The sequence below is a fragment of the Bacillus sp. FJAT-29814 genome (assembly GCF_001510715.1).
Lineage (GTDB): Bacteria > Bacillota > Bacilli > Bacillales > Cytobacillaceae > Neobacillus.
Genome location: NZ_LMTJ01000008.1, coordinates 465,048 through 490,984 on the forward strand (window position 1 = coordinate 465,048; position 25,937 = coordinate 490,984).

A 25,937-nucleotide genomic window follows, 5' to 3' on the forward strand; every position below is an offset into this window, starting at 1 on the left:
ATGGTCGGATGAAGTTCCATGAGATGGAGATAAAACAAGTAGAAAAGGCTTTAGAAACCGACTTTTCGGCTGGGTTATCACAAACTGAAGTTAACCAAAGGTTAAAACAACATGGTTTAAACGAACTGGAAGAAGGGGAAAAGCAATCGGCCTTACTGTTATTTTTCAGCCAATTTAAAGATTTCATGGTCCTGGTGCTGCTTGCTGCAACTTTAATATCAGGACTGTTGGGTGAATATATTGATGCGATTGCGATTATCGCGATTGTCATTATAAATGGCATTCTCGGTTTCTACCAAGAGCGGCGGGCGGAAAAATCCCTCCAGGCTTTAAAAGAGCTGTCAGCGCCGCAGGTTCATGTGCTAAGAGAAGGTAAATGGGTGAAGATTCCCTCCAAAGAAATTATCATCGGAGATATTTTGAAATTTACGAGCGGTGACCGAATCGGCGCCGATGTCCGGATTATCGAGTCTAACAGTTTGGAAATAGAGGAATCTGCGTTGACAGGAGAATCCGTTCCTGTTGCAAAAAATATAGACCCGTTAACTCAAGCCAATCCAGGGATTGGTGATATGGAAAATACCGCCTTTATGGGAACGATGGTTACCCGGGGAAGCGGAATGGGTGTCGTGATTGCAACTGGCATGAAGACGGCAATGGGGCAAATTGCCGGGCTCCTACAGAGCGCTGAAGCACAGGAAACCCCGTTGCAGCGGCGCCTTGCCCAATTGGGGAAAATTCTAATAACCGTTGCGTTATTGTTAACGGTTCTCGTGGTAGTAGTTGGTGTGATTCAGGGGCACGACATTTATACAATGTTCCTGGCCGGAGTTTCGCTTGCCGTGGCGGCGATACCTGAAGGACTGCCGGCGATTGTTACCGTGGCGCTATCGCTTGGCGTGCAAAAAATGATCAAACAAAATGCGATTGTCCGCAAGCTTCCTGCTGTGGAAACGCTCGGTTGTGCCTCGGTTATATGTTCCGACAAAACAGGGACGATGACTCAAAACAAAATGACAGTTACTCACCTCTGGAGCGGCGGGCAAACGTGGACAGTCGATGGGGTCGGTTACCAGCCTCAAGGCGATTTTTACCGAAATGAACAAAAGGTTCAGCCTCGGGAAGAAAAAGCCCTGCAGCAAATGCTCATTTTTGGCATGCTTTGCAATCATTCAGAATTGAACCTGAAAGATAACCAATACACACTAGATGGTGACCCGACAGAAGGGGCTTTGCTAGTCAGTGCAATGAAGGCCGGATTTAACAGGCCGAAGCTGCTGGAGGAATTTACCATCATCAAGGAATTTCCGTTTGATTCAGCACGGAAAATGATGAGTATCCATGTTAAAGATAAACAGGGGCGGCATTTCATTGTCACCAAAGGTGCACCGGATGTTATTCTGGGGATCAGCGAATCGATTCTTTGGGATGGTCGGACCCAATATTTAAATAAGGATACACAAATTAAGGTCCAGACTGCAATCGACAATCTTGCTTCACAGGCACTGAGGACAATTGCGATTGCCTTTAAGCCGATTTCAGCCAATACAATTATTTTTAGTGAGCAGGAAGCGGAGAGCAAATTGACCTTTATCGGTGTCCAGGGGATGATTGATCCGCCAAGACCGGAAGTGAAGGCGGCGGTCCAGGAGTGTAAAGAAGCTGGGATTAAAACGGTTATGATCACCGGGGACCATATCATTACCGCCAAAGCCATCGCCGCACAGCTTGGGATTTTAACGAAGAAAAGCAAAGTTCTTGATGGCAAAGCGTTGTCGGAAATGTCTGTTTCGGACCTAGAAGAAGTGGTCGAGGAAGTGTCCGTTTTCGCGAGGGTATCGCCCGAGCATAAGCTGAAAATTGTCAATGCCCTGCAAAATCGCGGCCATGTTGTCGCAATGACTGGAGACGGCGTTAATGATGCTCCGGCAATAAAAGCAGCCGATATTGGTGTAGCGATGGGGATAACCGGGACCGATGTCGCTAAAGAAGCTTCAGCGCTCGTTCTATTGGATGACAATTTTGCCACCATTAAAGCTGCGATTAAAGAAGGCAGAAATATCTATGAAAATATTCGTAAATTTGTCCGTTATTTGTTGGCATCCAATGTTGGTGAGATCTTGGTGATGTTGTTTGCGATGCTGCTGGGACTGCCTCTACCGCTCGTTCCGATCCAAATCCTCTGGGTAAACTTGGTGACGGATGGACTGCCAGCAATGGCCCTTGGACTTGATCGTCCGGAAGAAAATGTGATGAAGCGGGGACCGAGGAGTCCGAATGAGGGAGTATTTTCCCGCGGACTTGGCTGGAAGGTGCTTTCCCGGGGGTTCTTAATCGGGCTTGTAACCTTGATCGCCTTTATGATTGTCTATCATAACGACCCGTCACAGCTGGAATATGCTCAAACGGTTGCGTTTGCCACATTGGTCATGGCACAGCTGATTCATGTGTTTGACTGCCGCAGTGAAAAATCAGTGTTATCAAGAAATCCATTCGGCAATCCATATTTGGTTTGGGCAGTGATATCTTCCTTGTTGCTGATGTTTGTCGTGATCTATTACCCGCCGCTGCAGCCGGTATTCCATACGCTGCCGATTGCGGCCAAGGATTGGCTGCTAATTGTCGGGTTATCCGCCATTCCAACTTTTTTGCTGGCCGGCTCATTTTTATTAAGAAAAACGAAATAAAGTGTGTTATAATCCAAAAGGTAATAGAATCTAATCTATTGCCTTTTTGGATTTTTTAAAATAAAAAATTCTGTACATTTTCAAAGAATGGATGTGCAATAAATGGTTTTTAGTATGACAGGCTTCGGCAGGGCAAGGGCCGAATCCGAATCGTGCACTGTCAATGTGGAAATTAAAACGGTGAATCACCGTTTTAGCGAATTCAATATCCGCATGCCGAGGCAGCTGTTAAAAATAGAAGACAAAATAAAGAAAACACTTAACCAACATATCCGTCGCGGCAGAATAGAGGTTTATATCAGTTTGGAGGGACAAGGTGTCGTTTCTCGCAAATTGCAGGTAGACTGGAACTTAATTGAAGAATACTTTCAATTTATTAAACAAGCACAAAACAAGTACGGGATTGAAGGCTCGGTAAAGCTCATAGACTTGTTGGGTCGGACTGACCTTGTACATATTGAAGAAAGTGAAGCTGAAAATGAACAGCTTGATGGGCTGGTGCTAGCCGCGGTGGAAGAAGCTGTTACCTTGCTCAAGAAGATGCGTTTGGCTGAGGGGGCAGAGTTAAAGAAAGACTTACTTGACATCATTGCCCAAGTCGAATTTTTGTTGGCAGAATTGCAAAAGTTTGCCCCTGCTGTGATTCAACTCTATAAAGATCGGTTGACAAAGAGAATGCAAGAATTTGCGAATGGACAGGTGGACGAAACGAGACTTGTCACGGAGGTTGCTGTTTTTTCCGAGAAGGCCGATATTAATGAAGAAATTACCCGATTAAAGAGCCATATCGGGCAGTTTGTCCAGACACTCAATGAGGATGGAGCAATCGGCCGAAAGCTTGATTTTCTTGTTCAGGAAATGAACCGTGAGACAAACACCATCGGCTCAAAAGCCAATGATGCAACCATAGCCAAAAACGTCGTTGAAATAAAAAGTCTGCTAGAGAAGCTAAAAGAGCAGGTTCAAAATATCGAGTAGGCGTTTAGAAAAGGTTCGGCACGGTCAAAATATATTATTGATGATTGGATGATGATCATGGCTATTAGGTTAATTAATATTGGATTTGGCAATATTGTTTCGGCTAATCGAATTATTTCAATTGTTAGCCCTGAGTCGGCGCCGATAAAAAGAATTATCCAGGATGCCAGAGATCGAGGGTCACTAATTGATGCTACATATGGCAGGCGGACTCGCGCAGTGATTGTCATGGACTCAGACCATGTCATCCTGTCGGCGGTACAGCCGGAAACGGTTGCCCATCGCTTAACGGATCGCGAGGACACTATTGATGAAGGGTAGGATTTAATAAGCATGCAAGAAAAAGGATTGCTGATTGTATTGTCAGGACCATCGGGGGTCGGTAAAGGAACCGTCCGAAAAGAGATTTTTTCGCAGCCCGATACGGCATTTGAATATTCGATTTCTGTTACGACAAGAAAGCCGCGCGCCGGTGAAGTGGATGGGGTCGATTACTTTTTTAGGACAAGGGAAGAATTTGAGGAATTGATCCGAAATGATAAGCTGCTAGAATATGCTGAATTTGTCGGCAACTATTACGGAACACCGGTGGATTATGTCCGCGAGACCCTTGACAGCGGCAAGGATGTTTTTCTTGAGATTGAGGTAAAGGGTGCACGTCAGGTTCGCGAAAAATTCCCTGAGGGCTTATTTATCTTCCTTATGCCGCCGAGCCTTACCGAACTAAAAAATCGGATTGTAACCCGAGGTACCGAAACAGAGGATATCATCCAAAACCGGATGTTGACGGCACGTGAAGAAATTGAAATGATGGAATTATATGATTATGTGGTGGAAAACGATCAGGTTGAGCGAGCCTGCGATCGAATAAAATCGATTGTAACAGCGGAGCATTGCCGCCGGGTTCGAGTAGAACATCGCTATAAAAAATTGTTGGAGGTTGACTAATATGCTATATCCTTCTATTGATTCATTACTTGAAAAAATTGACTCAAAATATTCACTAGTTTCTGTCGCAGCCAAGCGCGCCCGCGTCATGTCGCAGATAAAAGATGAAAGACTGCCGAAATATGTTTCCCATAAGCATGTTGGTAAGGCACTTGAAGAAATTTACAGCGGCGAGTTGACCTACCGAATTGCCAAAAAAGCGGATAGCCCATCCGAATAATTAATTGATGGAAAGGACTGACGATTGTCAGCCTTTTTTTTGTGCAGGGGCGGAGCGCCGCATATTTATAGTAGTTCAGACAAAGCTGAGTGGAGATATACATTTTTCAAATGAATGTGGTATATCGCAGCTCTGCTCACACCGCCTTCTGTTGAATGAAGAAATCTGTCGATATTTAGAAGGAAAAAGATGAAAAAATGCTTCGATTCCAGCATAATAGAAGGAAGAGAAACTGTATCGAGAGCGGAGGATAACCATGATTAACAATAAAAAAATTCTGCTATGTGTCACGGGAGGAATCGCCGTATACAAGGCCGCGGCACTGACAAGCAAGCTTGTCCAGGCGGGGGCACATGTAAAAGTCGTCCTGAGCGAATCCGCGGCAAAATTTGTCACCCCTTTAACCTTTCAGGCTTTATCACGAAATGATGTATATACTGACACCTTTGATGAAAAAAATCCGCAAGTCATTGCCCATATCGATCTCGCAGACTGGGCTGACCTGGTTTTGGTTGCCCCGGCAACCGCCAATATTATCGGAAAATTGGCGGGAGGAATTGCCGACAATATGATTACTACCACCCTTCTAGCCACTTCTGCTCCAGTATGGATTGCTCCTGCGATGAATGTCCATATGTATGACCACCCTGCTGTTAAAAGAAATTTGGCGATTTTAGCAGAATTCGGCTGCCAATTTATCGAGCCGGGCGAGGGATATCTTGCCTGTGGTTATGTCGGCAAAGGCAGATTGGAAGAACCTGAAAAAATCGTTTCGACAATCCAGGCATATTTCGCAGGCAGGGAAGCAAAACGGCTAGCCGGAAAAACGGTTTTGCTTACCGCGGGGCCAACAAGGGAAAAAATTGACCCAGTCCGGTTTATCTCCAATCATTCAAGCGGAAAAATGGGATATGCGTTGGCAGAGGAAGCCAAAAAACAAGGTGCCCGAGTCATCCTGGTTTCAGGACCCGTTAGTCTTCAGGTTCCTACTGGAGTTGAACTTGTCAAAGTGGAAAGCGCTGAAGAGATGTATCAGGCTGTCCTGGAACATTTTAGCGAAGCGGATGTTGTCATTAAAACAGCTGCCGTGGCGGACTACCGCCCGAAAATTGTTCATGACCATAAAGTAAAGAAACAGACAGGCGATGCAATCCTTGAGCTAGAAAGGACAAAGGATATTTTGTTTGAGCTCGGTAAACGTAAGGAACATCAACTGTTAATCGGCTTTGCGGCTGAAACGAACGATGTCGACGATTACGCCAGGAAGAAGCTATCTGCAAAAAATGCCGATATGATCGTCGCCAATAATGTCAAAGCTGACGGGGCGGGATTTGGCACTGATACAAATATTGTGACGTTGTTTAAACGGAATGGTTCAAGTATTGAATTACCATTAATGTCAAAAGCGGCAGTTGCCGGAAAAATTATTGAGGAAATTGAAGCATTATTGAAGGATATGAATAACTAATGAAAATTGCCAGTGTGGTAGTGGATGTACCGACAAAACAAACGGATAAGTCATACGACTATTTGATTCCAGAAAAATGGCAGGATGTCATTCAGCCGGGCATGAGAGTGATTGTTCCTTTTGGACCAAGAAACATTCAAGGATTTGTGACCGGTATTAAAGTAGAATCCGAAATTAAACAGCTTAGGGAAATTATTGAGCCAATGGACATTGAACCAGTTTTAAATCAGGAATTACTTGAACTTGGTGATTGGCTGACTGACAAAACGCTTTGTTTTAAAATCTTCGCTTACCAGGCAATGCTTCCGGCTGCCCTAAAGGCAAAGTATGAAAAAAAGGTGCGGCTTGCTGTCGGGGTAGAGCCTGACCAATTACCTGTGCAACTAAGGGTCTATTTTGAAACAGGGCAAATGCTAGATTGGACGATGGCATTAGAACATAATATTGTGCCGCTGCTGCAGCGGGAGGCTGCGGCAGGACTGCTTGAAGTGATTTACTTGGTAAAAGACAAGGTTAGGAAAAAACAGGTTAAATACGTTAAACCGGTTGTTAGCCCCGAAGAAATAAAAAATGAACTGGAAGGGTTGCCCGCCAACGCTGAGAAACAAAAACAAATTCTAAGATTTTTTTTAGACCATAATCAGCCCATTGAATTAAAGCAGTTAACCGCCGAATTAAAAGTGTCCTCGGCAGTTGTGAAGGCACTCGCGTCTAAACAGCTCGTTGCCGAGTTTGATATGGAAATCTACAGGGATCCTTTCGAGCACCGATCCTTTGAAAGAACCACTCCTCTGCCATTAACGAATGCCCAAACGACAGCAATCAAACCAATCCTGACTGCCATAGAAAAAAATGAACACGAAGTATTTTTGCTATACGGGGTTACCGGAAGCGGAAAAACTGAAATCTATTTGCAATCGATCCAGGAAGTCATTGACAAAGGAAAAGAAGCGATTGTCCTGGTTCCGGAAATTTCATTAACACCACAAATGGTGAACAGGTTTAAGGGCAGATTCGGCGATTTGGTAGCAGTTTTGCACAGCGGGTTATCGGCAGGAGAAAAATATGACGAATGGCGGAAAATACAGCGCAAAGAGGTCAAGGTTGCGGTGGGGGCCAGATCAGCCATTTTCGCGCCGTTTGAAAATATTGGCATCATTATTATTGATGAAGAACATGAAACAAGCTATAAGCAGGAGGATATGCCGCGATATCATGCTCGCGATGTGGCAATCAGAAGGGCACAAACCAATAACTGCCCGGTTGTGCTTGGCAGCGCCACGCCATCGCTGGAGTCCTTTGCTAGAGCGCAGAAAAATGTTTATCATTTATTGAAGCTGCCTACAAGGATGAACAATCAGGCCCTCCCTGCGGTAGAAATTATCGACATGCGGGAGGAACTTAGAGCGGGAAACCGCTCAATGTTTTCTAGAAAATTGTTTGAATTGCTGCAAGACAGGATTTCCAAAAAGCAGCAGACCGTGTTGTTTTTAAATAAACGTGGCCATTCGTCGTTCGTGATGTGCCGCGATTGTGGCTATGTGGTAAATTGCCCAAACTGTGATATTTCCCTCACCTATCATCGCGCAGGAGTACAGATGAAATGCCATTATTGCGGGTACGAAACAATCGTGCCAAAAGTCTGTCCTGAGTGTTCAAGTGAATATATCCGTTATTTTGGTACAGGCACGCAAAAGGTGGAAGACGAGCTGGGGAAAATTCTTCCCGAGGCAAGAGTGATTCGCATGGATGTCGATACGACAGGCCGGAAAGGGGCACATGAGCGTCTGTTAAAGGAGTTTCAGGAAGGGAAAGCCGATATATTATTAGGAACGCAAATGATTGCCAAGGGCCTCGATTTCCCCAATATCACACTAGTTGGCGTGTTATCGGCTGATACGATGCTTCATCTCCCGGACTTTCGTTCGTCGGAAAAAACCTTTCAATTATTGACGCAGGTAAGCGGCAGGGCTGGACGCCATCAACTGCCGGGGGAGGTCATCATCCAAACCTATACCCCCGAGCACTACAGCATTGAGCTTGCTGGGCACCAGGATTTCGATCAGTTTTACCAGCGGGAAATGTTGGTCCGGAGGATGCACCATTACCCTCCATTTTATTATTTATCACTAATTACCGTTAGCCATGAGGAGCTGCTGACTGTAGTATCTGCAACGGAAAAGATCACAAACTATGTGCGCTCGCAACTGTCAAATGAGGCGGTGATCTTAGGGCCCGCGGTATCGCCAATTGCAAGGATAAATAATAGATACCGCTATCAATGTCTGATAAAATACAAACGGGAACCGAACCTGACCAAAACGTTAAAGACGATTCTGGACCAGTATCAGAAAGAAGCAAAAAACGGCCTGTTGGTTTCGGTTGATGTTAACCCGTTTATCCTGATGTAATCTGGTAAAAATGATTAATATATATATGTGCACGAGATTGAATTAACGGAGGAAAGATTTTGGCAATAAGAAAAATAGTAAACTACCCCGCTGACATCCTCGAGACGAAATGTAAAGAGGTAACAGTGTTTAACCGAAAACTTGCAAAAACGCTTGATGATATGTACGATACGATGATTGAACATGATGGTGTCGGCCTTGCTGCACCACAAATCGGTCTGGATGCGCGAGTCGCAATTGTCGATATTGATGACGAAGCTGGTACAATCGAAATGATTAACCCGAAAATCCTGAATACTTCCGGAGAACAAACTGGTCCGGAAGGTTGCCTAAGCTTTCCGGGATTATTTGGAGAAGTTACAAGACCAAATTACGTGAAAATTGAGGCATATGACCGCAAAGGCAGAAAGTATGAACTGGAAGCGGAAGGGTTTCTTGCTCGGGCGATTCAGCATGAAATAGATCACCTGGATGGAATCCTATTTACATCAAAGGTTATTAGGTATCTGGAGGAAGACGAGTTAAAAGGAGAAGAAGCGTAAAATGACGAAGATTGTGTTTATGGGCACGCCTGATTTCTCAGTCCCCATCTTAAGGCAAATTATTGAGGATGGCTATGAAGTAATCGGTGTCGTGACCCAGCCTGACCGCCCGGTTGGCAGAAAAAAGGTGCTGACCCCGCCTCCCGTTAAAGTGGAAGCAATAAAACAGGGAATTCCAGTGTTGCAGCCAGAAAAAATCCGCCAGCCGGAAGAACTAGAAAAAATCATAGCGTTAAAGCCGGATTTAATCATAACCGCGGCATTCGGGCAAATTTTGCCAAAACAATTGCTGGATGCTCCCGCCCATGGTTGCATTAATGTGCACGCTTCCTTGCTTCCGGAACTGCGCGGCGGAGCTCCGATTCACTATGCGATTATTCAAGGAAAGGCAAAAACAGGAATCACGATTATGTATATGGTAGAGAAATTGGATGCAGGCGATATGCTAGCCAGTGTTGAGGTTCCGATCACCAATGAAGATAATGTAGGCACCCTTCATAATAAGCTTAGCCCTGCTGGGGCCAAACTGTTGTCGGAAACACTGCCTCCGCTTCTTGCGGGCAAATTGGAGCCGATCCCGCAAAATGACGCAGAAGCGACCTTTGCTCCAAATATTAAACGGGAGCAGGAGAAAATAAATTGGAAAAAGCCCGGGGAAGAAATTTATAATCACATACGTGGTTTAAATCCATGGCCGGTTGCCTTTACCACATTGGATGGCCAAACGGTAAAAATTTGGCAAGGGGAAAAAGTAAAGGGGACCGCAGATGCTGAACCTGGCACCATCATTAGAATTGACCCTGACGGACCCATTGTCAGCACAGGCAATGAAACAGCCATTAAAATAACGGAGCTTCAGCCAGCAGGGAAGACAAAAATGACAGGTGAACAATTCTTAAGGGGCGCAGGCTCCAAATTAACAGCAGGAAGCAAGCTAGGAGAATGACATGACAACAAAGGCAAAAAAAAATGTACGTGAAACTGCATTGGACTTATTAACATCAATTGAGAAAAATCAATCTTACAGCAATTTGCTTTTAAACAGTACAATTGAAAAAAATGAATTGTCGCCTGTCGATGTTGGCTTATTAACAGAATTGACCTACGGAACATTGCAAAGAAAAATGGCACTTGATTTTTTTCTAAAGCCGTTTGTGAAGGACAATAAAAAACTGGCCGATTGGGTTCTTCATTTACTAAGACTTACGGTATACCAAATGGTTTATCTTGATCGAATCCCCGATCGCGCCGCAATCTATGAAGCAGTAGAAATTGCTAAAAAACGCGGGCATAAAGGGATTGCCGGTTTGGTCAATGGGGTATTGAGGAGCATTCAGAGAGAGGGGCTTCCATCATTAAGTGAGGTCAATGACCCGGTTGAGAGATTATCATTAGAAACCAGTCACCCACTATGGTTGGTAACAAGATGGGCTAACCAATTTGGATATGATAAAACAAAGGAAATGTGTGAAATTAATTTAACAGCACCAATGCAAACAGCCAGAGTCAATCTCACTAAGATTTCGAGGGATGAATGTGTCCAGCTCCTTGAGGAAGAAGGCTATCAAATTGAAAAAAGCCCGATTATTCCCGAAGCAATCAGGGCATTAAAAGGGAACCTGGCATCTAGCATGGCCTATAAATATGGGATGTTAACCATCCAGGATGAAAGTTCGATGCTTGCCACCTATGCATTAGGCGCTGTGGAAAACGAATTTGTCCTTGATGCTTGCGCTGCCCCTGGAGGCAAAAGCACGCACATTGCAGAAAAAATGCAAAATACTGGCGAGGTGATTTCAGTTGACCTTCACCAGCACAAAGTCCGGTTAATCAATGAAAATGCCCGCAGGCTAGGGTTATCAAATGTAAAAACGAATGTTTCCGATTCAAGACTTTTACCGGAAAAGTTCAAGCATGAAACATTCCATCGAATATTGCTGGATGCACCCTGTTCAGGCCTCGGGGTGATGCGAAGAAAGCCGGATATGAAATATACGAAGACTGAAAAGGATTTAAACCGATTGAGCAGTATTCAGCAGGATTTATTAACGTCTATTGCTCCGCTTTTGAGAAAAGGCGGAACCCTTGTTTATAGTACCTGTACAGTCGACAAAGAGGAAAATGAACATACTGTAAAGACATTTTTAGAAAACAACCCGGAATTTGAAGGTGATGTATCTTTCAAAACTCGGATGCCCGAGGCGGTCCAACCGCTGATTACCGGCTATGATTTGCAAATATTCCCGCAGGACTTTGGGTCGGACGGCTTTTATATTGCGGTACTGAAAAGGAAGGTGTAAGTATTGGAGCAATTAAATACAACAGAGACAAATACAACATTGGAAAAGAAACAATCCATCTATTCATTGCAGCTGAATGAACTTCGAGAGTGGCTTAAGGATCACGGTGAAAAGCCGTTTAGGGCAGAGCAAATCTTTGATTGGCTCTATAAGAAAAGGGCTATCGACTTTGAAGAGATGAGCAATTTATCTAAGGGTTTGCGTGAACTGCTGGCGAATCATTTCCAAATAACAACATTAAACACGGTGATTCAACAAACCTCCTCAGATGGAACCATCAAATTTTTATTTGAACTTCACGATGGCTACTCCATTGAGACAGTCCTGATGCGCCATGATTACGGAAATTCTGTGTGTGTCACAACCCAGGTGGGCTGCCGGATTGGCTGCACCTTCTGCGCTTCCACACTTGGCGGACTGAAGCGGCATTTGGAAGCAGGGGAAATTGTTGCCCAGGTAGTTAAGGTTCAAAAGGCGCTTGATGAATCAGCGGAGCGAGTCAGTTCTGTTGTCATCATGGGCATCGGCGAGCCTTTTGATAACTACGATAACATGCTGTCGTTTTTAAAAATCATTAATCATGAGAATGGACTTAATATCGGCGCGCGCCATATCACTGTATCGACGAGCGGGATTATTCCCAAAATCTATCAATTTGCCGATGAAAATATGCAGATCAATTTTGCGATTTCCCTGCATGCCCCGAATACCGAGCTTCGCACTAGGCTTATGCCAATCAACAAAGCCTATAAACTTGATGACTTAATGAAAGCAGTAAGGTATTATATCGATAAGACGGGTCGTCGTGTCAGCTTTGAGTATGGCTTGTTCGGCGGGGTAAATGATACAGTCGAGCATGCGGAGGAATTGGCTGCCCTAATCAAAGGTTTGAAATGCCATGTCAATTTGATACCGGTAAACTATGTTCCCGAGCGGGATTACGTCCGGACCCCAAAAGACAAGATTTTTGCCTTTGAAAAAACATTAAAAAACCATGGAGTCAATGTAACTATACGCCGTGAGCACGGTCATGACATTGATGCTGCATGTGGTCAGCTCCGGGCAAAGGAGCGGAAAGAGGAGACGATGTAATCGTATGAGAGCGGTATTTCTAACAGACAGAGGGAAAGTGCGGGTTCACAATGAAGATGCCGGCGGTGTCTTTCAAAATCTTGATGGCAGCCTTCTTGCCGTTATTGCTGACGGGATGGGAGGGCATCGCGCCGGCGATGTGGCAAGTAACATGACAGTGGCTCAATTGAAAAACGCTTGGGAGGAGTCCAAGGGTATTAAAACTGCGGATGCTGCCGAAAAATGGCTAATGGAACATATCTCGATTGTCAACGGACTTTTGTTTGAACATGCCGCTACCCATTCCGAATGCTTTGGGATGGGTACGACAATCGTTGCCGCAATCACCACAGATACGTTTGCCACCTTGGCGCACATTGGGGATAGCCGCGGGTATTTGTTAAATGAGTCTGGCTTTAAACAAATCACCGAAGATCACTCGCTCGTCAATGAATTGGTCCGTACCGGGCAAATATCGAAGGAAGATGCCGAACATCATCCTCGCAAAAATGTCCTGCTCCGGTCACTGGGTACTGAAAAAATGGTCGAAATGGATCTAAAAACGATTATGTTCGAAGAAGGCGATATCCTGCTATTATGTTCCGATGGGCTTTCCAATAAAGTAAGTGAACAAGAAATGATGGAAATTCTCTTGAATGACGAACAGCTGGAGCAAAAAGCCGCAGCCTTTATCTCACTCGCAAATGAATACGGTGGAGAAGATAATATTACGCTTTCGATTGTAAAGTTTTCCGAGTGCAGTGAGGGTGATTGCTAAATGATGATTGGGAAAAGATTAAGCGGACGCTACAAGATTTTACATATGGTCGGCGGCGGCGGTATGGCCAATGTTTACTTGGCACATGACATGATTCTCGACCGTGACGTTGCCGTAAAAATGCTCCGGCTCGACTTCGCCAATGACGAGGAGTTTATTCGGAGATTTCACAGGGAAGCCCAATCGGCGACAAGCCTTGCCCATCCAAACATTGTCAACATTTATGATGTCGGTGAAGAAGACGATCTTTATTATATAGTGATGGAATATGTTGATGGGACAACATTGAAACAATACATACAGCAAAACTCGCCTCTTCGAGTCGAAGAAACAATCGGAATCATGAGAGAATTGACCTCAGCCATTTCTCATGCACACCACAACCATATTATTCATCGGGATATTAAACCGCAGAACATTTTGATTGATCATGACGGTAATGTCAAAATTACCGATTTCGGCATTGCCATGGCTTTAACGGCCACAAGCATCACCCAGACAAATTCCGTCCTTGGCTCGGTTCATTACTTATCTCCAGAACAAGCACGCGGCGGTATGGCCAATCGTAAATCGGACATATACTCTTTAGGCATTGTCATGTTTGAATTATTGACCGGCCGGCTTCCATTTTCGGGAGAATCGGCAGTTTCAATTGCCTTAAAGCATTTGCAATCCGAAACGCCTTCAGTCAGGAGATGGAATCCAAATATCCCACAAAGTGTGGAAAATATCGTCTTAAAGGCGACCGCCAAAGACTCATTCCATCGGTATAATAGTGTGGATGAAATGGAGGAAGACTTAAGAACGGCCCTTGATCCCGAAAGAATCAATGAACCAAAGTTTGTCATCCCGGTTGATGATGAGGCTACGAAGGCCATTCCTGTCATTACCAATGACAAGCCGTTAAAAAATCTCGACGAAACACTGGTTCATAGCAGTGAGAAAAGTGATTCAGCAGTAAATACGAATAAGGAAAAAAAACCGGGCAAGAAGCGGAAAAAGTGGCCGATCATTTTGATTTCCGCACTTCTGGTACTCATCCTGCTCGGATTATCGGCCGTGTTCATCTCGGGGATGCTGCAGGCAAAAGATATTAAGATTCCGGATGTAAGCGGCATGAATGAAGAAGATGCGATATCAAAGCTTAAACTAAAAGGCTTGAATATCGATAAAGCAATTGAACTTACAGATGAAAAAGTCAAACAAGGACAGGTTATCAAGACAGATCCGCCAGCAGGTACAACCGTTAAGGAACATGCAAGAGTGACACTGTATGTTAGCAGTGGCAAAGAAAAATATGAGCTTGATGATTATGTTGACCGTCAATTTGATGATATCGTTAGACTGTTGGAAAAATTGGATTTTAAAGAAATAAAAAAGATTGAAAAACACGATGATAGTGAACCAGGGACGATTATTGGCCAGAATCCGGCACCAGGTAAAAAAGTGGTTCCCGAGGATACTATTTTGGAGTTAGAAGTAAGCAAAGGGCCTGAAAAAATTGTCCTCATGGACCTAACGCAATATAGCGTAAAAGCTGCTCAGGATTATGCTGCATCAGCCGGGTTAACCTTAGATGCTTCTCAGGAACAATATAACGACACAATCCCTAAAGGCATGATTATCTCGCAAGAACCAAAACAGGGAGCAAATCTGCAAAAAGGCGACAAGATTACCGTGATTGTCTCCAAGGGAAAAGAAGAAAAACCACCGAAAGAATATACCAAGGAAGTAACCGTTGAATTTGTCCCGCCTATTCCTGGCCAGCCGGGACAAAAACAGGAGGTCATCATCTATATCGATGATATGGACCACTATCCGACTGTGCCTGCGGACAAATTTTTTATTACGGAAACCTCAAGACGCCAAATTAAATTAATTATTGCCGAAGGTAAAACAGCAAGCTACAAGGTGTGGCGCGATTCGGAATTGATTGCCGAAGAAACTGTTAATTACAACGATGTTCAATAAAGGGATAAAAATTCAAATATCTATCAGGCAAGGAGGGCTGCTATGCCTGAAGGGAAAATTGTCAAGGCCTTAAGTGGTTTTTATTACGTTCTCAATAAGGAAGAATTAATTCAATGCCGGGGAAGAGGAGTATTCCGAAAAAATAAAATTTCCCCGCTTGTTGGCGATGAGGTCGTTTTCCAAGCGGAAAATGACCAAGAGGGCTACATCCTTGAGGTGAAGGAACGCAAGAATGAATTGGTACGCCCGCCAATCGCAAACGTGGATCAGGCAATTCTGGTATTCTCGGCGGTTGAGCCGGATTTCAGCACCGTCCTGTTGGACCGATTTCTTGTCCTTGTTGAATTTAACCATATAGAGCCGATTATTTGCATTACCAAAATGGATTTAGCAAATGAACTGCAGCACGAGAAGATTGAAGAATTTGCTCGTCAATACCGGGTTGCCGGTTATGAAGTCATTCTTACCTCATCGGAAACGGAAACCGGAATCGAACAATTGAACCCGCATCTTGAAAATAAAATATCTGTGTTTGCCGGGCAATCCGGGGTGGGTAAGTCCTCGCTATTGAATGTGTTAAGACCTGACCTAGAACTGAAAACAAACGATATTTCTACGCATTTGGGCAGAGGAAGGCATACGACAAGACATGTTGAATTGATAAAAGTGGGCAATGGTCTTGTTGCAGATACACCCGGCTTTAGTTCATTGGAGTTTGCCAATATTGAAGCTGAGGATTTGACTGCTTGTTTTCCTGAAATTCTGAGGGCAAGCGAGAATTGCAAATTTCGTGGCTGCTTTCATGTAAGTGAACCCAAGTGCGGGGTAAAGGCCAAGGTGGAAGCAGGGGAAATTCCGGGGTATCGATATCAACATTATTTGGATTTTCTCCAGGAAATAAAAGATAGAAAGCCGAGGTATTAAAGATGGTAAAAATAGCACCGTCCATCCTTTCTGCCGATTTTGCTAAATTGGCAGAGGAAATCACCGCTGTAGAAACAGGGGGAGCCGATTATATTCATGTTGATGTAATGGATGGTCACTTTGTGCCGAATATTACGATTGGGCCGTTAATTGTCGAGGCAATACGTCCAGTAACAAAGCTGCCGCTTGATGTACATCTAATGATTGAAAACCCTGATCAATATATCGAGGCATTTGCCAAAGCGGGAGCCGATTATATTACTGTTCATGTGGAAGCATGCCGGCATCTTCACCGGACCATTCAGAACATAAAATCCTTTGGCGTAAAAGCGGGGGTTGTGTTAAATCCGGCTACACCGGTTAATTCCATCCAGCATATTGTCAAGGATATTGATATGGTTCTCCTCATGTCAGTCAATCCCGGATTTGGGGGTCAGAAATTTATTCCCGAAGTCCTGCCAAAAATAAAAGAAGTAAAAGAATTGGCAGAGGAAAAAGGCGTTAGTCTAGAAATTGAAATCGATGGCGGGGTAAATCCTGAAACGGCAAAGTTGTGTATCGAGGCGGGAGCCACCGTGCTTGTTGCCGGTTCGGCCATCTACAATCAACAAGATTATGCCAAGGCGATATCGCTAATTAGAGGATCATAAAGGAGGGGCTGTCTCATAAGACAGCTCTTTGTCATACATAAAGGAGTAATAATAGATGGTCATTAATATTCTTGCCGGAGGGCCTGAAGAACTTTTGCCTGATTTAACAGAATACAATACAGAAAGTGAAGTATGGGTTGGGGTTGACCGCGGGGTTTTCCATCTTTTATCACGGAACATACAACCCATGATGGCCTTTGGTGATTTTGATTCTGTTTCAGAGCGGGAACTGGCTTTTATTGAAAGCAAAATCACTAATTTGAAACGATTTAAGCCGGAAAAAGATGAAACCGACACCGAGCTGGCCTTAAATTGGGCAGTCGCTCAAAATCCCGAGGAAATTCGCTTGTTTGGGGCAACCGGTGGCAGGCTTGACCATTTGCTGGCCAATGTCCAGTTGCTGTTCAAGCCGTTAAGTCAAGGAAATTTCACAAAAATCAGTCTGATTGACCGAAAAAACATTGCCTATTTGGCAGGACCGGGTACCTATTCAGTTGAAAAAATGCCCGAAAAAAAATACATTTCTTTCGTTCCATTAACACTTAATGTTTCCAATCTTACTCTTCAAGGCTTCAAATTTCCTTTGGAAAATCGTCATATTTCCATGGGTTCTACACTATGTATTAGTAATGAACTTATTAGTGAATATGGTACTTTTTCATTTTCAGAAGGCATATTAATAGTGATAAGAAGTCATGATTAATAGGCCTCAGTAATTGTGCCCGATTTCGTTCGTTTGAATAATATGGTAAGGGCGGCGAAAGAGGTTTAGTGAATAAGAGTAGAGATGCCGAGATTTTTGAGGAGGGAAAGTATGAAATTTTATACGATTAAACTGCCGAGATTTTTAGGCGGACTTGTGCGGGCGATGATTGGTGTGTTTAAGAAAAACGAATAGATATGAGAGCGGCACCCAAACCAATTGGGTGCTTTTATTTTTGCGATTTTGGGCAAGTTAATAAAATAGGGCAGGAAATAAAATGAGCATCCTTATTAAGGATGCCCATCAATTATTAAACGCGTTCTACTTTACCAGATCTTAACGCTCTTGCAGAAACCCAAACACGCTTTGGCTTTCCATCAACAAGAATACGAACTTTTTGTAGGTTGGCACCCCAAGTGCGCTTGTTTGCGTTCATTGCGTGAGAACGTGCATTACCAGTAGTGGTTTTCTTTCCAGTTACTACACATTTACGTGGCATAGACTATCCCTCCTTAACTAACAAAAGCTTTACCAGCAATCCATAAAATATACATTTATATTAGGAAATGGCCAAGCTGAATTTTCTAGTCTTAAGATACCTTAATAATTTATCATACAACCCATTCGAATGCAATAGCTTAGTTTTAAGGTTTCAAGAAAAAAACCTTGACAACCTTTTGAAAAAAATGCTGTTATAGATAACAGGCAGGTATGACTTTCAATCTTGCAGTTACTATAGTAAAATGACTGTAGTTAAGGAGCAATTATACATGAGGGGGAACGATTCATGTCCATTGAATTAAAAACCAAGTACGGACAAATTGATATTTCCAACGAAGTAATCGCAACCATTGCCGGTGGAGCAGCAATCGAATGCTATGGTATTGTAGGCATGGCCTCAAAGAATCAAATCAAAGACGGCATTACGGAAATACTCCGCAAGGAAAACTTTACCCGCGGTGTGATTGTTCGTCAGGAAAATGAGGCAATACATATCGATATGTACATAATTGTCAGCTATGGAACGAAAATTTCCGAAATTGCTCACAACGTGCAATCAAAGGTGAAATATACCCTTGATAAGACTGTTGGACTTGCCGTTGACTCGGTTAATATTTACGTTCAAGGAGTTCGTGTGACGAACCCATAGTTAAGGAGGAAGGTTTTGTGTCAATAACATCGTTGGATGGAAAACGTTTTGCCGAAATGGTCATTTCTGGTGCTAATAATTTGGCGGCAAATGCCAAAATGGTCGATGCGCTAAACGTTTTTCCCGTGCCGGATGGCGATACTGGAACAAATATGAATTTATCCATGACTTCCGGAGCCAAAGAAGTAAAAAATAATGTGCAGGAGCATATTGGAAAAGTCGGGACTGCCCTTTCCAAAGGCCTGTTAATGGGGGCTCGGGGAAATTCAGGCGTTATTCTATCCCAGTTGTTCCGTGGTTTTTCCAAAGCGATTGAAGCAAAAGCTCAAATAAATGCCCAAGATTTTGCCGGCGCATTGGAAGCTGGCGTTGAAACTGCGTATAAAGCTGTAATGAAGCCTGTCGAAGGAACAATTTTAACTGTTGCAAAAGATGCAGCGAAAAAAGGCGTTCAGGCTGCACAAAAGTCAGGTGATATTATAGTCGTTATGGAGGAAGTTTTAAAAGAAGCAAAAGCTTCGTTAAAGCGGACCCCGGACCTGCTACCTGTGTTAAAGGAAGTCGGTGTCGTTGACAGCGGCGGGCAGGGTCTCGTTTGCGTCTATGAAGGTTTTCTTGCCCAGCTAAAAGGCGAACAGCTTCCTGATTCACCTGAAGATCTGCCATCAATGGATGAGTTGGTGAGCGCTGAGCATCATAAAAGTGTACAAAGCCATATCAACACGGAAGACATCGTATTTGGATATTGTACAGAATTTATGGTGCGGTTTGAAGAAGATAAGCTGGCCAAAAATCCATTCGATGAAACAAACTTCCGGAATGATTTGGACAAATACGGCGATTCCTTATTAGTCATTGCCGATGATGACGTAGTAAAGGTACATATTCACTCTGAACAGCCGGGAGAAATATTATCCTATGGCCAGCGTTACGGAAACTTAATTAACATGAAGATCGAAAATATGCGTCTCCAGCACTCCAATATTGTCGGTGAAACGAAAACACCGCTTGTTTCGGGCCGTACCGAAGCACCAAAGGAAAAACAGGAGTATGGCATTGTGACCGTATCAATGGGAGCAGGCATTGCCGATTTATTTAAGAGCATCGGTGCCCATGCAGTCATTGAAGGCGGTCAGACAATGAACCCAAGCACAGAGGATATTGTGAAGGCTGTCAAGGATGTCAACGCGAAAAAGATCTTTATTTTGCCTAATAATAAAAATATCATTATGGCAGCCCAGCAGGCAGCCGATGTGGCGGATGAAGAAATCTACGTCATCCCTTCAAAGACGGTGCCACAAGGACTTTCGGCATTGCTGGCATTCAATCCTTCTGCTGATGCGGAATCCAATGCAGCAGGCATGACCGAAGCGTTAAATCATGTTAAAACCGGTCAAATTACTTTTGCAGTCCGCGATACTCAAATCGATGGTCTTGAAATTGAAAAAGATGATTTCATGGGCATAGCTGAAGGTAAAATTGTCGTGAAAAATAAAGACAAACAAAAGGTTGCCCAAGATTTGTTAACACAATTGATGGATGAGGATTCGGAAATCCTAACAATTATTTATGGTGAAGATGTGACCGAGGCAGAGGTAGCGACATTGACTCAATTTGTGGAAGAGCAATACAGCGATGTCGAAATTGAAGTGCATAATGGCCAACAGCCATTATATTCATTTATCTTTTCAATTGAATAAACAACCGCTAAAATAGAAGGGGCGCCCTCCATTTGGGGCAACCCTTCTTTTTGGTTTGTAAAGCGAAATGCGGTTCAAATAGAACCTTGACTAATACACTGATGGTAAGGGGGAGAATAAGGTGAAATATAGAAGTGTTTTCGATATTATCGGACCGGTGATGATTGGTCCTTCAAGTTCCCATACTGCGGGTGCGGCAAGAATTGGCCGCGTGGCCAGAAGCCTATTTGGCAGAGAGCCTAAATGGGCCAACATATCCCTGTATGGCTCGTTTGCTAAAACTTATAAAGGCCATGGAACCGACGTGGCCATCGTTGGTGGGCTGTTGGATTTTGATACTGATGATACACGAATTATCAATGCCCTCGATATTGCAAACGAACGGGGAATGAAAATTCAGTTTATAGAAGAGGATGCCGTGCCTGACCATCCGAATACCGCAAGAGTTATAATTGGCGACCATAATGGTGAGCTTGAATTGGTCGGAATATCCATTGGCGGCGGAAAAATTGAAATTACCGAGTTAAACGGTTTTGCCTTAAAGCTGTCAGGAAACCACCCGGCCATTCTCGTGGTCCATAATGACCGCTTCGGCGCGATTGCTAGTGTCGCCAATACTTTGGCCAAGTACGAAATTAACATCGGCCATATGGAGGTTTCACGCAAGGAAGTCGGAAAAATGGCGCTCATGACCATTGAGGTCGATGAAAATGTGGATGACAAGCTGCTTGAAGAACTTGAACAGCTTCCGAATATATTAAAAGTAACAAAAATTGTTGACTAACGGTCATATGAAAAAGGGGTGAAACCAATGTTTAGAAATGTAGCAGAATTAGTGGAACTGGCTGTCAGCCAAAATAAGAAAATCTCGGAAATCATGATTGAGCAGGAAGTAGTGGTGACGGGGCGTTCGCGTGAAGAGGTTCTCTCCTTTATGGACCGCAATTTGAAGGTAATGGAGGAGGCAGTGGAACGGGGAATAAAAGGGGTCAAGTCCCATTCAGGTTTGACTGGAGGGGATGCCGTTTTGCTGCAAAAATATATTGAAAAAGGAAATTTCCTATCCGGGGAAACAATACTTGATGCAGTAAGCAAAGCTGTGGCGACTAACGAAGTAAACGCCGCGATGGGAACAATTTGTGCCACACCGACAGCAGGCTCTGCGGGAGTAGTTCCGGGAACATTATTTGCTGTTAAGAAAAAACTTCATCCTACGAGAGGGCAAATGGTTTCCTTTTTATTTACCGCCGGAGCCTTTGGATTCGTTGTCGCCAATAATGCATCCATTTCCGGTGCCGCTGGCGGCTGTCAAGCTGAGGTCGGTTCGGCAGCGGGAATGGCTGCTGCTGCAATTGTTGAAATGGCTGGAGGTACACCGCAACAGTGTGCCGAAGCGATGGCCATCACGCTGAAAAATATGCTCGGACTTGTTTGTGACCCAGTTGCCGGACTTGTTGAAGTCCCATGCGTCAAACGAAATGCCATGGGAGCGGCCAATGCGATGGTCGCAGCCGATATGGCCCTCGCAGGGGTCACCAGTCGAATCCCGTGTGATGAAGTCATCGAGGCGATGTACAAAATTGGTCAGACCATGCCAACTGCTTTACGAGAAACTGCAGGAGGAGGGTTGGCGGCTACTCCAACAGGACGCAGGCTTGAGGCAAAAATCTTTGGTATGCCGCTGAAAGAGAAGTGAACCAGATTTTAAGCCAATCAGTAATGGCATTAAAGGGCATAGGAGAAGAAACAGCGGAAAGCCTCGCAGAAATGAACATCGTAACCATTCGAGATTTATTGGAATACTTTCCTTACCGGTATGAGGATTACCGGCTGCGGGACCTTACCGAAGTCCAACATGATGAGAAAATAACCGTGGAGGGGAAGGTTCACAGCGAGCCTTCTCTTGCCTATTATGGCAGGAAGAAATCCAAGCTTACGATCCGGATGTTTATCGGCGTTTATTTAATCAAAGTCGTTTTCTTTAACCAGCCGTATTTGAAAAATAAATTAAACATGAATGACATCATCACCGTTACAGGAAAATGGGATGCGCATCGCCAAACGATAACGGCAAATGAAGTGCAGCTAGGGACAAATACCAAAGTGAATCAGTTCGAACCCGTTTATTCATTAAGGGGGAAAATTACCACAAAAGGGATGCGTAAATTTATTAGTCTTGCTTTCCAGCAATATGGCAGTTTAATAGAGGAAACACTGCCAGGGTACTTTTTGCAAAAATACCGACTGCTTAACCGGAAGGATGCCGTTAGGGCGATGCATTTTCCCTCAAGCCAAGAAGATGTGAAACAAGCCCGCCGCCGGTTTGTGTATGAGGAATTTTTGCTGTTTCAACTAAAAATGCAGGCGTTGCGGAAATTTGAACGGGAACAATCCCAAGGGATCAGCCAAGACTATGATGTTAATAAAGTAAAAAATTTTATTTACGGTCTTCCGTTTTCGTTGACCAATGCACAAAAACGGGTCGTCAATGAAATTCTGACCGATCTTAAATCACCTTATCGGATGAACAGATTATTGCAGGGGGATGTCGGTTCCGGAAAAACGGCAGTAGCGGCGATCGGTTTATATGCCAGTGTGACGGCCGGGTATCAGGGAGCCATGATGGTGCCGACCGAAATACTTGCCGAGCAGCATGCCCAATCATTAAAGCAATTGCTCGCACCATTCCAGGTTAGCTGTGAGCTGCTGACAAGTTCGGTTAAAGGCAAGCGCCGGCGGGAAATCCTTGAAGAGCTGGGTAGCGGTAAAATCGACATTTTAGTCGGAACACATGCCCTGATACAGGATGAAGTTACGTTTAACCGGCTTGGCTTCGTGATTACCGATGAACAGCACCGTTTCGGTGTGGAGCAGCGCCGGGTCCTGCGTGAAAAAGGCGAGAATCCCGATGTCCTGTTTATGACAGCAACCCCGATTCCCCGGACACTTGCGATCACTGTTTTCGGTGAAATGGATGTTTCCGTAATTGATGAAATGCCTGCAGGCAGAAAAACGATCGAGACGTATTGGGCAAAGCCGGAAATGCTTGAACGAGTATTGGGCTTTGTCGAAAAAGAATTAGTGAAGGGACACCAAGCGTACGTAATTTGCCCACTTATCGAAGAATCGGACAAGCTTGATGTCCAAAACGCAATTGATGTGCATACGACCTTGAGCCATTATTTTCAAAATCGCTTCAAGGTGGGTCTTATGCATGGACGGTTGGGGTCCGATGAAAAGGACGCCATCATGAAGGCCTACAGTGCCAATGAAGTTCAGCTGCTGGTTTCGACAACGGTGGTCGAGGTGGGCGTAAACGTGCCAAACGCAACCATCATGGTCATTTATGATGCCGAACGCTTTGGCTTATCCCAACTCCACCAACTTCGCGGGCGCGTTGGCCGCGGCAGCGATCAGGCGTACTGCATTTTGCTTGCCAGCCCCAAAACGGAGGTCGGGCAGGAACGGATGAGAATTATGACCGAAACCAATGATGGTTTTGTTCTCAGCGAGAAGGACTTGGAGCTTCGCGGACCGGGCGACTTTTTTGGCAAAAAGCAAAGCGGGGTTCCTGAGTTTAAAGTGGCCGATATGGTTCATGATTACCGGGCACTAGAAACGGCGCGGAGCGACGCCGCCCAGCTAATCCAATCCGAAACCTTTTGGACCTCTCCCGACTATCAATACTTGCGAAACCAGCTTGAACATTCGGGGGTTTTGGAGGGCGAAAAATTAGATTAGAACATTAATAGCAGATTGCACAGAAAACTAATCCTTGCAATCTGCTTTTTTAAATTTTATACTACTCATAGTACCTAGTCATAATACTCGGACGGTGTGAACAAATGAGACGAAGCAAAAAAGAGCGTCAACGATTATTAACCTCAACCATCGAAGATAATCCATTTATCACTGATGAGGAGTTGGCGGAAAAATTCCAAGTAAGTGTTCAAACAATTCGGCTTGACCGGTTGGAGCTTTCGATTCCCGAGCTGCGTGAACGGATCAAAACAGTAGCGGAAAAACGGTTTGAAGACGAAGTCCGGTCCCTCCCGCTTGAAGAGGTCATTGGTGAAATCATTGATATTGAGCTTGACCAAAGCGCAATATCGATTTTTGACGTGAAAGCGGAACACGTGTTTCAACGGAATCAAATAGCCCGAGGCCACCATGTATTTGCCCAGGCCAACTCCCTCGCAGTGGCTGTCATCAATGATGAGCTGGCACTAACGGCAAAAGCCAATATTCAGTTTAAGCGATCGGTTAAATTGAATGAACGGGTTGTCGCCAAAGCAAGGGTGACAAAAATTGATGACCATGCCGGACGAACATTTGTCGAAGTTAACAGTTTTGTGAATAATGAACAGGTTTTTTCCGGACAATTTGAAATGTACCGTTCGAAAAACAATAAAGGATGAGACATACATGAAACTAGCAATTGACGCAATGGGCGGCGACCACGCGCCAAAGGAAATTGTTTTGGGAGCAATGAAAGCAGTTGAAGCCTATCCTGATTTACATATCACACTTGTTGGCGATGAAGCCAAAATAAAAGAAACCTTAACAGAACATAATCGAATTTCTATTTTACATACGACAGAGGTTATTCTCGGAACTGATGAACCGGTTAGGGCCGTCCGCCGTAAAAAAACAGCTTCAATGGTGCTTGCCGCCCAGCAGGTTGCCGATGGAGCGGCCGATGCCTGCCTGTCTGCAGGAAATACCGGCGCGTTAATGGCGGCAGGATTGTTTGTGGTTGGCAGAATCGAAGGAATTGATCGTCCAGCGCTGGCACCAACCTTACCGACCATAGGCGGAGAAGGCTTTTTATTGCTTGATGTCGGCGCCAATGCCGATGCGAAACCGGAACATTTGCTGCAATACGCGATCATGGGTTCAATCTACTCCGAAAAGGTAAGGAATATTACTAAACCGCGAGTTGGACTGTTAAATATCGGAACCGAAGAAAAAAAGGGCAATGAACTGACGCGTCACGCGTTTGACTTGCTGAAAAATTCTAATCTGAATTTCGTCGGTAATGTTGAGGCCCGCGATTTACTCGATGGTGTTGCAGATGTGGTGGTAACTGACGGATTTACCGGTAATATGGTGTTAAAAACGATTGAGGGTACGGCCCTATCGATGTTCAAAATGTTAAAAACAGCGTTAATGGGCAGTTTTACTAGCAAGCTTGCCGCCGCGGTATTAAAACCAAATTTAATGCAGTTAAAGAATAAGCTTGATTATTCAGAATATGGCGGTGCCGGATTATTCGGTCTTAAAGCACCGGTCATCAAGGCGCACGGTTCCTCAAATGCGCAAGCGATTTTCAGTGCGATTCGCCAGACTAGGGAAATGGTGGCTGGTGATATCGTCAGCCTGGTCAAGCAAACAGTGGAAGAGACGAAGACCGAAAAAATAGAACAGTAAAGGAGC

At 44.3% G+C, this 25,937-nt stretch carries 25 protein-coding genes; 24 read left to right on the forward strand and 1 reads right to left on the reverse strand.

Features of this window, described 5'->3' with window-relative positions; translation table 11 throughout:
* Nucleotides 1–8: 8 nt before the first annotated feature.
* The 17 genes from AR334_RS22540 (at nucleotide 9) to spoVM (ending at nucleotide 17,846) form a co-directional block, all read left to right on the forward strand.
* Nucleotides 9–2,687 carry a calcium-translocating P-type ATPase, SERCA-type gene (locus AR334_RS22540; protein ID WP_066318335.1) on the forward strand — a complete coding sequence of 893 codons (2,679 nt, stop codon included), beginning with the start codon at nucleotides 9–11 and terminating at the stop codon, nucleotides 2,685–2,687.
* Nucleotides 2,688–2,789: 102 nt separating this feature from the next.
* Nucleotides 2,790–3,665 (forward strand): YicC/YloC family endoribonuclease, encoded by an 876-nt coding sequence (locus tag AR334_RS22545; RefSeq protein WP_066318338.1) that lies wholly within the window; start codon nucleotides 2,790–2,792, stop codon nucleotides 3,663–3,665.
* Nucleotides 3,666–3,722: 57 nt separating this feature from the next.
* A complete protein-coding gene (gene remA, locus AR334_RS22550; RefSeq protein ID WP_066318345.1) occupies nucleotides 3,723–3,986 on the forward strand; it encodes an extracellular matrix/biofilm regulator RemA in 264 nt (87 codons plus the stop codon).
* A gap of 12 nt (nucleotides 3,987–3,998) precedes the next feature.
* The gene (gene gmk, locus AR334_RS22555) at nucleotides 3,999–4,613 is read left to right on the forward strand and encodes a guanylate kinase (protein WP_066318347.1); all 615 of its coding nucleotides are present in this window, start codon (nucleotides 3,999–4,001) and stop codon (nucleotides 4,611–4,613) included.
* A gap of 1 nt (nucleotide 4,614) precedes the next feature.
* Complete coding sequence (gene rpoZ / locus AR334_RS22560; RefSeq protein ID WP_066318348.1) at nucleotides 4,615–4,833, forward strand: DNA-directed RNA polymerase subunit omega; 219 nt, start codon at nucleotides 4,615–4,617, stop codon at nucleotides 4,831–4,833.
* A 256-nt stretch (nucleotides 4,834–5,089) separates the two neighbouring features.
* On the forward strand, nucleotides 5,090–6,301 hold the full coding sequence (gene coaBC / locus AR334_RS22565) for a bifunctional phosphopantothenoylcysteine decarboxylase/phosphopantothenate--cysteine ligase CoaBC (protein WP_066318359.1): 1,212 nt from the start codon (nucleotides 5,090–5,092) through the stop codon (nucleotides 6,299–6,301).
* Nucleotides 6,301–8,712 (forward strand): primosomal protein N', encoded by a 2,412-nt coding sequence (priA, locus tag AR334_RS22570; protein WP_066318361.1) that lies wholly within the window; start codon nucleotides 6,301–6,303, stop codon nucleotides 8,710–8,712. Before coaBC ends, priA begins: the two co-directional genes overlap by 1 nt.
* A gap of 59 nt (nucleotides 8,713–8,771) precedes the next feature.
* Nucleotides 8,772–9,254, forward strand: coding sequence for a peptide deformylase (gene def, locus AR334_RS22575; protein ID WP_066318383.1), 483 nt, complete (start codon nucleotides 8,772–8,774; stop codon nucleotides 9,252–9,254).
* Nucleotide 9,255: 1 nt separating this feature from the next.
* Nucleotides 9,256–10,200 (forward strand): methionyl-tRNA formyltransferase, encoded by a 945-nt coding sequence (gene fmt, locus AR334_RS22580; RefSeq protein ID WP_066318384.1) that lies wholly within the window; start codon nucleotides 9,256–9,258, stop codon nucleotides 10,198–10,200.
* Nucleotide 10,201: 1 nt separating this feature from the next.
* On the forward strand, nucleotides 10,202–11,554 hold the full coding sequence (rsmB, locus tag AR334_RS22585) for a 16S rRNA (cytosine(967)-C(5))-methyltransferase RsmB (protein ID WP_066318385.1): 1,353 nt from the start codon (nucleotides 10,202–10,204) through the stop codon (nucleotides 11,552–11,554).
* Nucleotides 11,555–11,557: 3 nt separating this feature from the next.
* Nucleotides 11,558–12,646 carry a 23S rRNA (adenine(2503)-C(2))-methyltransferase RlmN gene (gene rlmN, locus AR334_RS22590; protein WP_066318387.1) on the forward strand — a complete coding sequence of 363 codons (1,089 nt, stop codon included), beginning with the start codon at nucleotides 11,558–11,560 and terminating at the stop codon, nucleotides 12,644–12,646.
* Nucleotides 12,647–12,650: 4 nt separating this feature from the next.
* A complete protein-coding gene (locus AR334_RS22595) occupies nucleotides 12,651–13,403 on the forward strand; it encodes a Stp1/IreP family PP2C-type Ser/Thr phosphatase (RefSeq protein WP_066318390.1) in 753 nt (250 codons plus the stop codon).
* On the forward strand, nucleotides 13,404–15,374 hold the full coding sequence (gene pknB / locus AR334_RS22600; protein ID WP_066318395.1) for a Stk1 family PASTA domain-containing Ser/Thr kinase: 1,971 nt from the start codon (nucleotides 13,404–13,406) through the stop codon (nucleotides 15,372–15,374).
* A gap of 42 nt (nucleotides 15,375–15,416) precedes the next feature.
* Entirely contained in the window at nucleotides 15,417–16,298 is an 882-nt protein-coding gene (gene rsgA, locus AR334_RS22605; protein WP_066318399.1) for a ribosome small subunit-dependent GTPase A, read from the forward strand.
* 2 nt (nucleotides 16,299–16,300) lie between these two features.
* Nucleotides 16,301–16,948, forward strand: coding sequence for a ribulose-phosphate 3-epimerase (rpe, locus tag AR334_RS22610; protein WP_066318401.1), 648 nt, complete (start codon nucleotides 16,301–16,303; stop codon nucleotides 16,946–16,948).
* Nucleotides 16,949–17,003: 55 nt separating this feature from the next.
* A complete protein-coding gene (locus AR334_RS22615) occupies nucleotides 17,004–17,651 on the forward strand; it encodes a thiamine diphosphokinase (protein WP_066318403.1) in 648 nt (215 codons plus the stop codon).
* A gap of 111 nt (nucleotides 17,652–17,762) precedes the next feature.
* On the forward strand, nucleotides 17,763–17,846 hold the full coding sequence (spoVM, locus tag AR334_RS22620) for a stage V sporulation protein SpoVM (RefSeq protein WP_066318409.1): 84 nt from the start codon (nucleotides 17,763–17,765) through the stop codon (nucleotides 17,844–17,846).
* 115 nt (nucleotides 17,847–17,961) lie between these two features.
* On the opposite strand, the gene rpmB is transcribed toward spoVM, so the two are convergent.
* Nucleotides 17,962–18,150 carry a 50S ribosomal protein L28 gene (rpmB, locus tag AR334_RS22625; protein WP_007087786.1) on the reverse strand — a complete coding sequence of 63 codons (189 nt, stop codon included), beginning with the start codon at nucleotides 18,148–18,150 and terminating at the stop codon, nucleotides 17,962–17,964.
* Nucleotides 18,151–18,438: 288 nt separating this feature from the next.
* Here rpmB and AR334_RS22630 point away from each other — a divergent pair, with 288 nt between their 5' ends.
* The 7 genes from AR334_RS22630 to plsX all read left to right on the forward strand — a co-directional run bounded on the left by AR334_RS22630 (nucleotide 18,439) and on the right by plsX (nucleotide 25,931).
* Complete coding sequence (locus tag AR334_RS22630; protein WP_066318411.1) at nucleotides 18,439–18,801, forward strand: Asp23/Gls24 family envelope stress response protein; 363 nt, start codon at nucleotides 18,439–18,441, stop codon at nucleotides 18,799–18,801.
* A gap of 17 nt (nucleotides 18,802–18,818) precedes the next feature.
* Nucleotides 18,819–20,501, forward strand: a complete 1,683-nt coding sequence (locus tag AR334_RS22635) for a DAK2 domain-containing protein (RefSeq protein WP_066318418.1) — start codon at nucleotides 18,819–18,821, stop codon at nucleotides 20,499–20,501.
* Between the two features lie 121 nt (nucleotides 20,502–20,622).
* On the forward strand, nucleotides 20,623–21,285 hold the full coding sequence (gene sdaAB / locus AR334_RS22640) for an L-serine ammonia-lyase, iron-sulfur-dependent subunit beta (RefSeq protein ID WP_066318426.1): 663 nt from the start codon (nucleotides 20,623–20,625) through the stop codon (nucleotides 21,283–21,285).
* A gap of 27 nt (nucleotides 21,286–21,312) precedes the next feature.
* Nucleotides 21,313–22,197, forward strand: coding sequence for an L-serine ammonia-lyase, iron-sulfur-dependent, subunit alpha (sdaAA, locus tag AR334_RS22645; protein WP_066318429.1), 885 nt, complete (start codon nucleotides 21,313–21,315; stop codon nucleotides 22,195–22,197).
* Nucleotides 22,194–24,242 (forward strand): ATP-dependent DNA helicase RecG, encoded by a 2,049-nt coding sequence (recG, locus tag AR334_RS22650; protein ID WP_066318436.1) that lies wholly within the window; start codon nucleotides 22,194–22,196, stop codon nucleotides 24,240–24,242. Before sdaAA ends, recG begins: the two co-directional genes overlap by 4 nt.
* Nucleotides 24,243–24,346: 104 nt before the next feature.
* A complete protein-coding gene (gene fapR, locus AR334_RS22655) occupies nucleotides 24,347–24,919 on the forward strand; it encodes a transcription factor FapR (RefSeq protein WP_066318438.1) in 573 nt (190 codons plus the stop codon).
* Between the two features lie 7 nt (nucleotides 24,920–24,926).
* A complete protein-coding gene (gene plsX / locus AR334_RS22660; RefSeq protein ID WP_066318439.1) occupies nucleotides 24,927–25,931 on the forward strand; it encodes a phosphate acyltransferase PlsX in 1,005 nt (334 codons plus the stop codon).
* The last annotated feature ends 6 nt before the right edge of the window (nucleotides 25,932–25,937 follow it).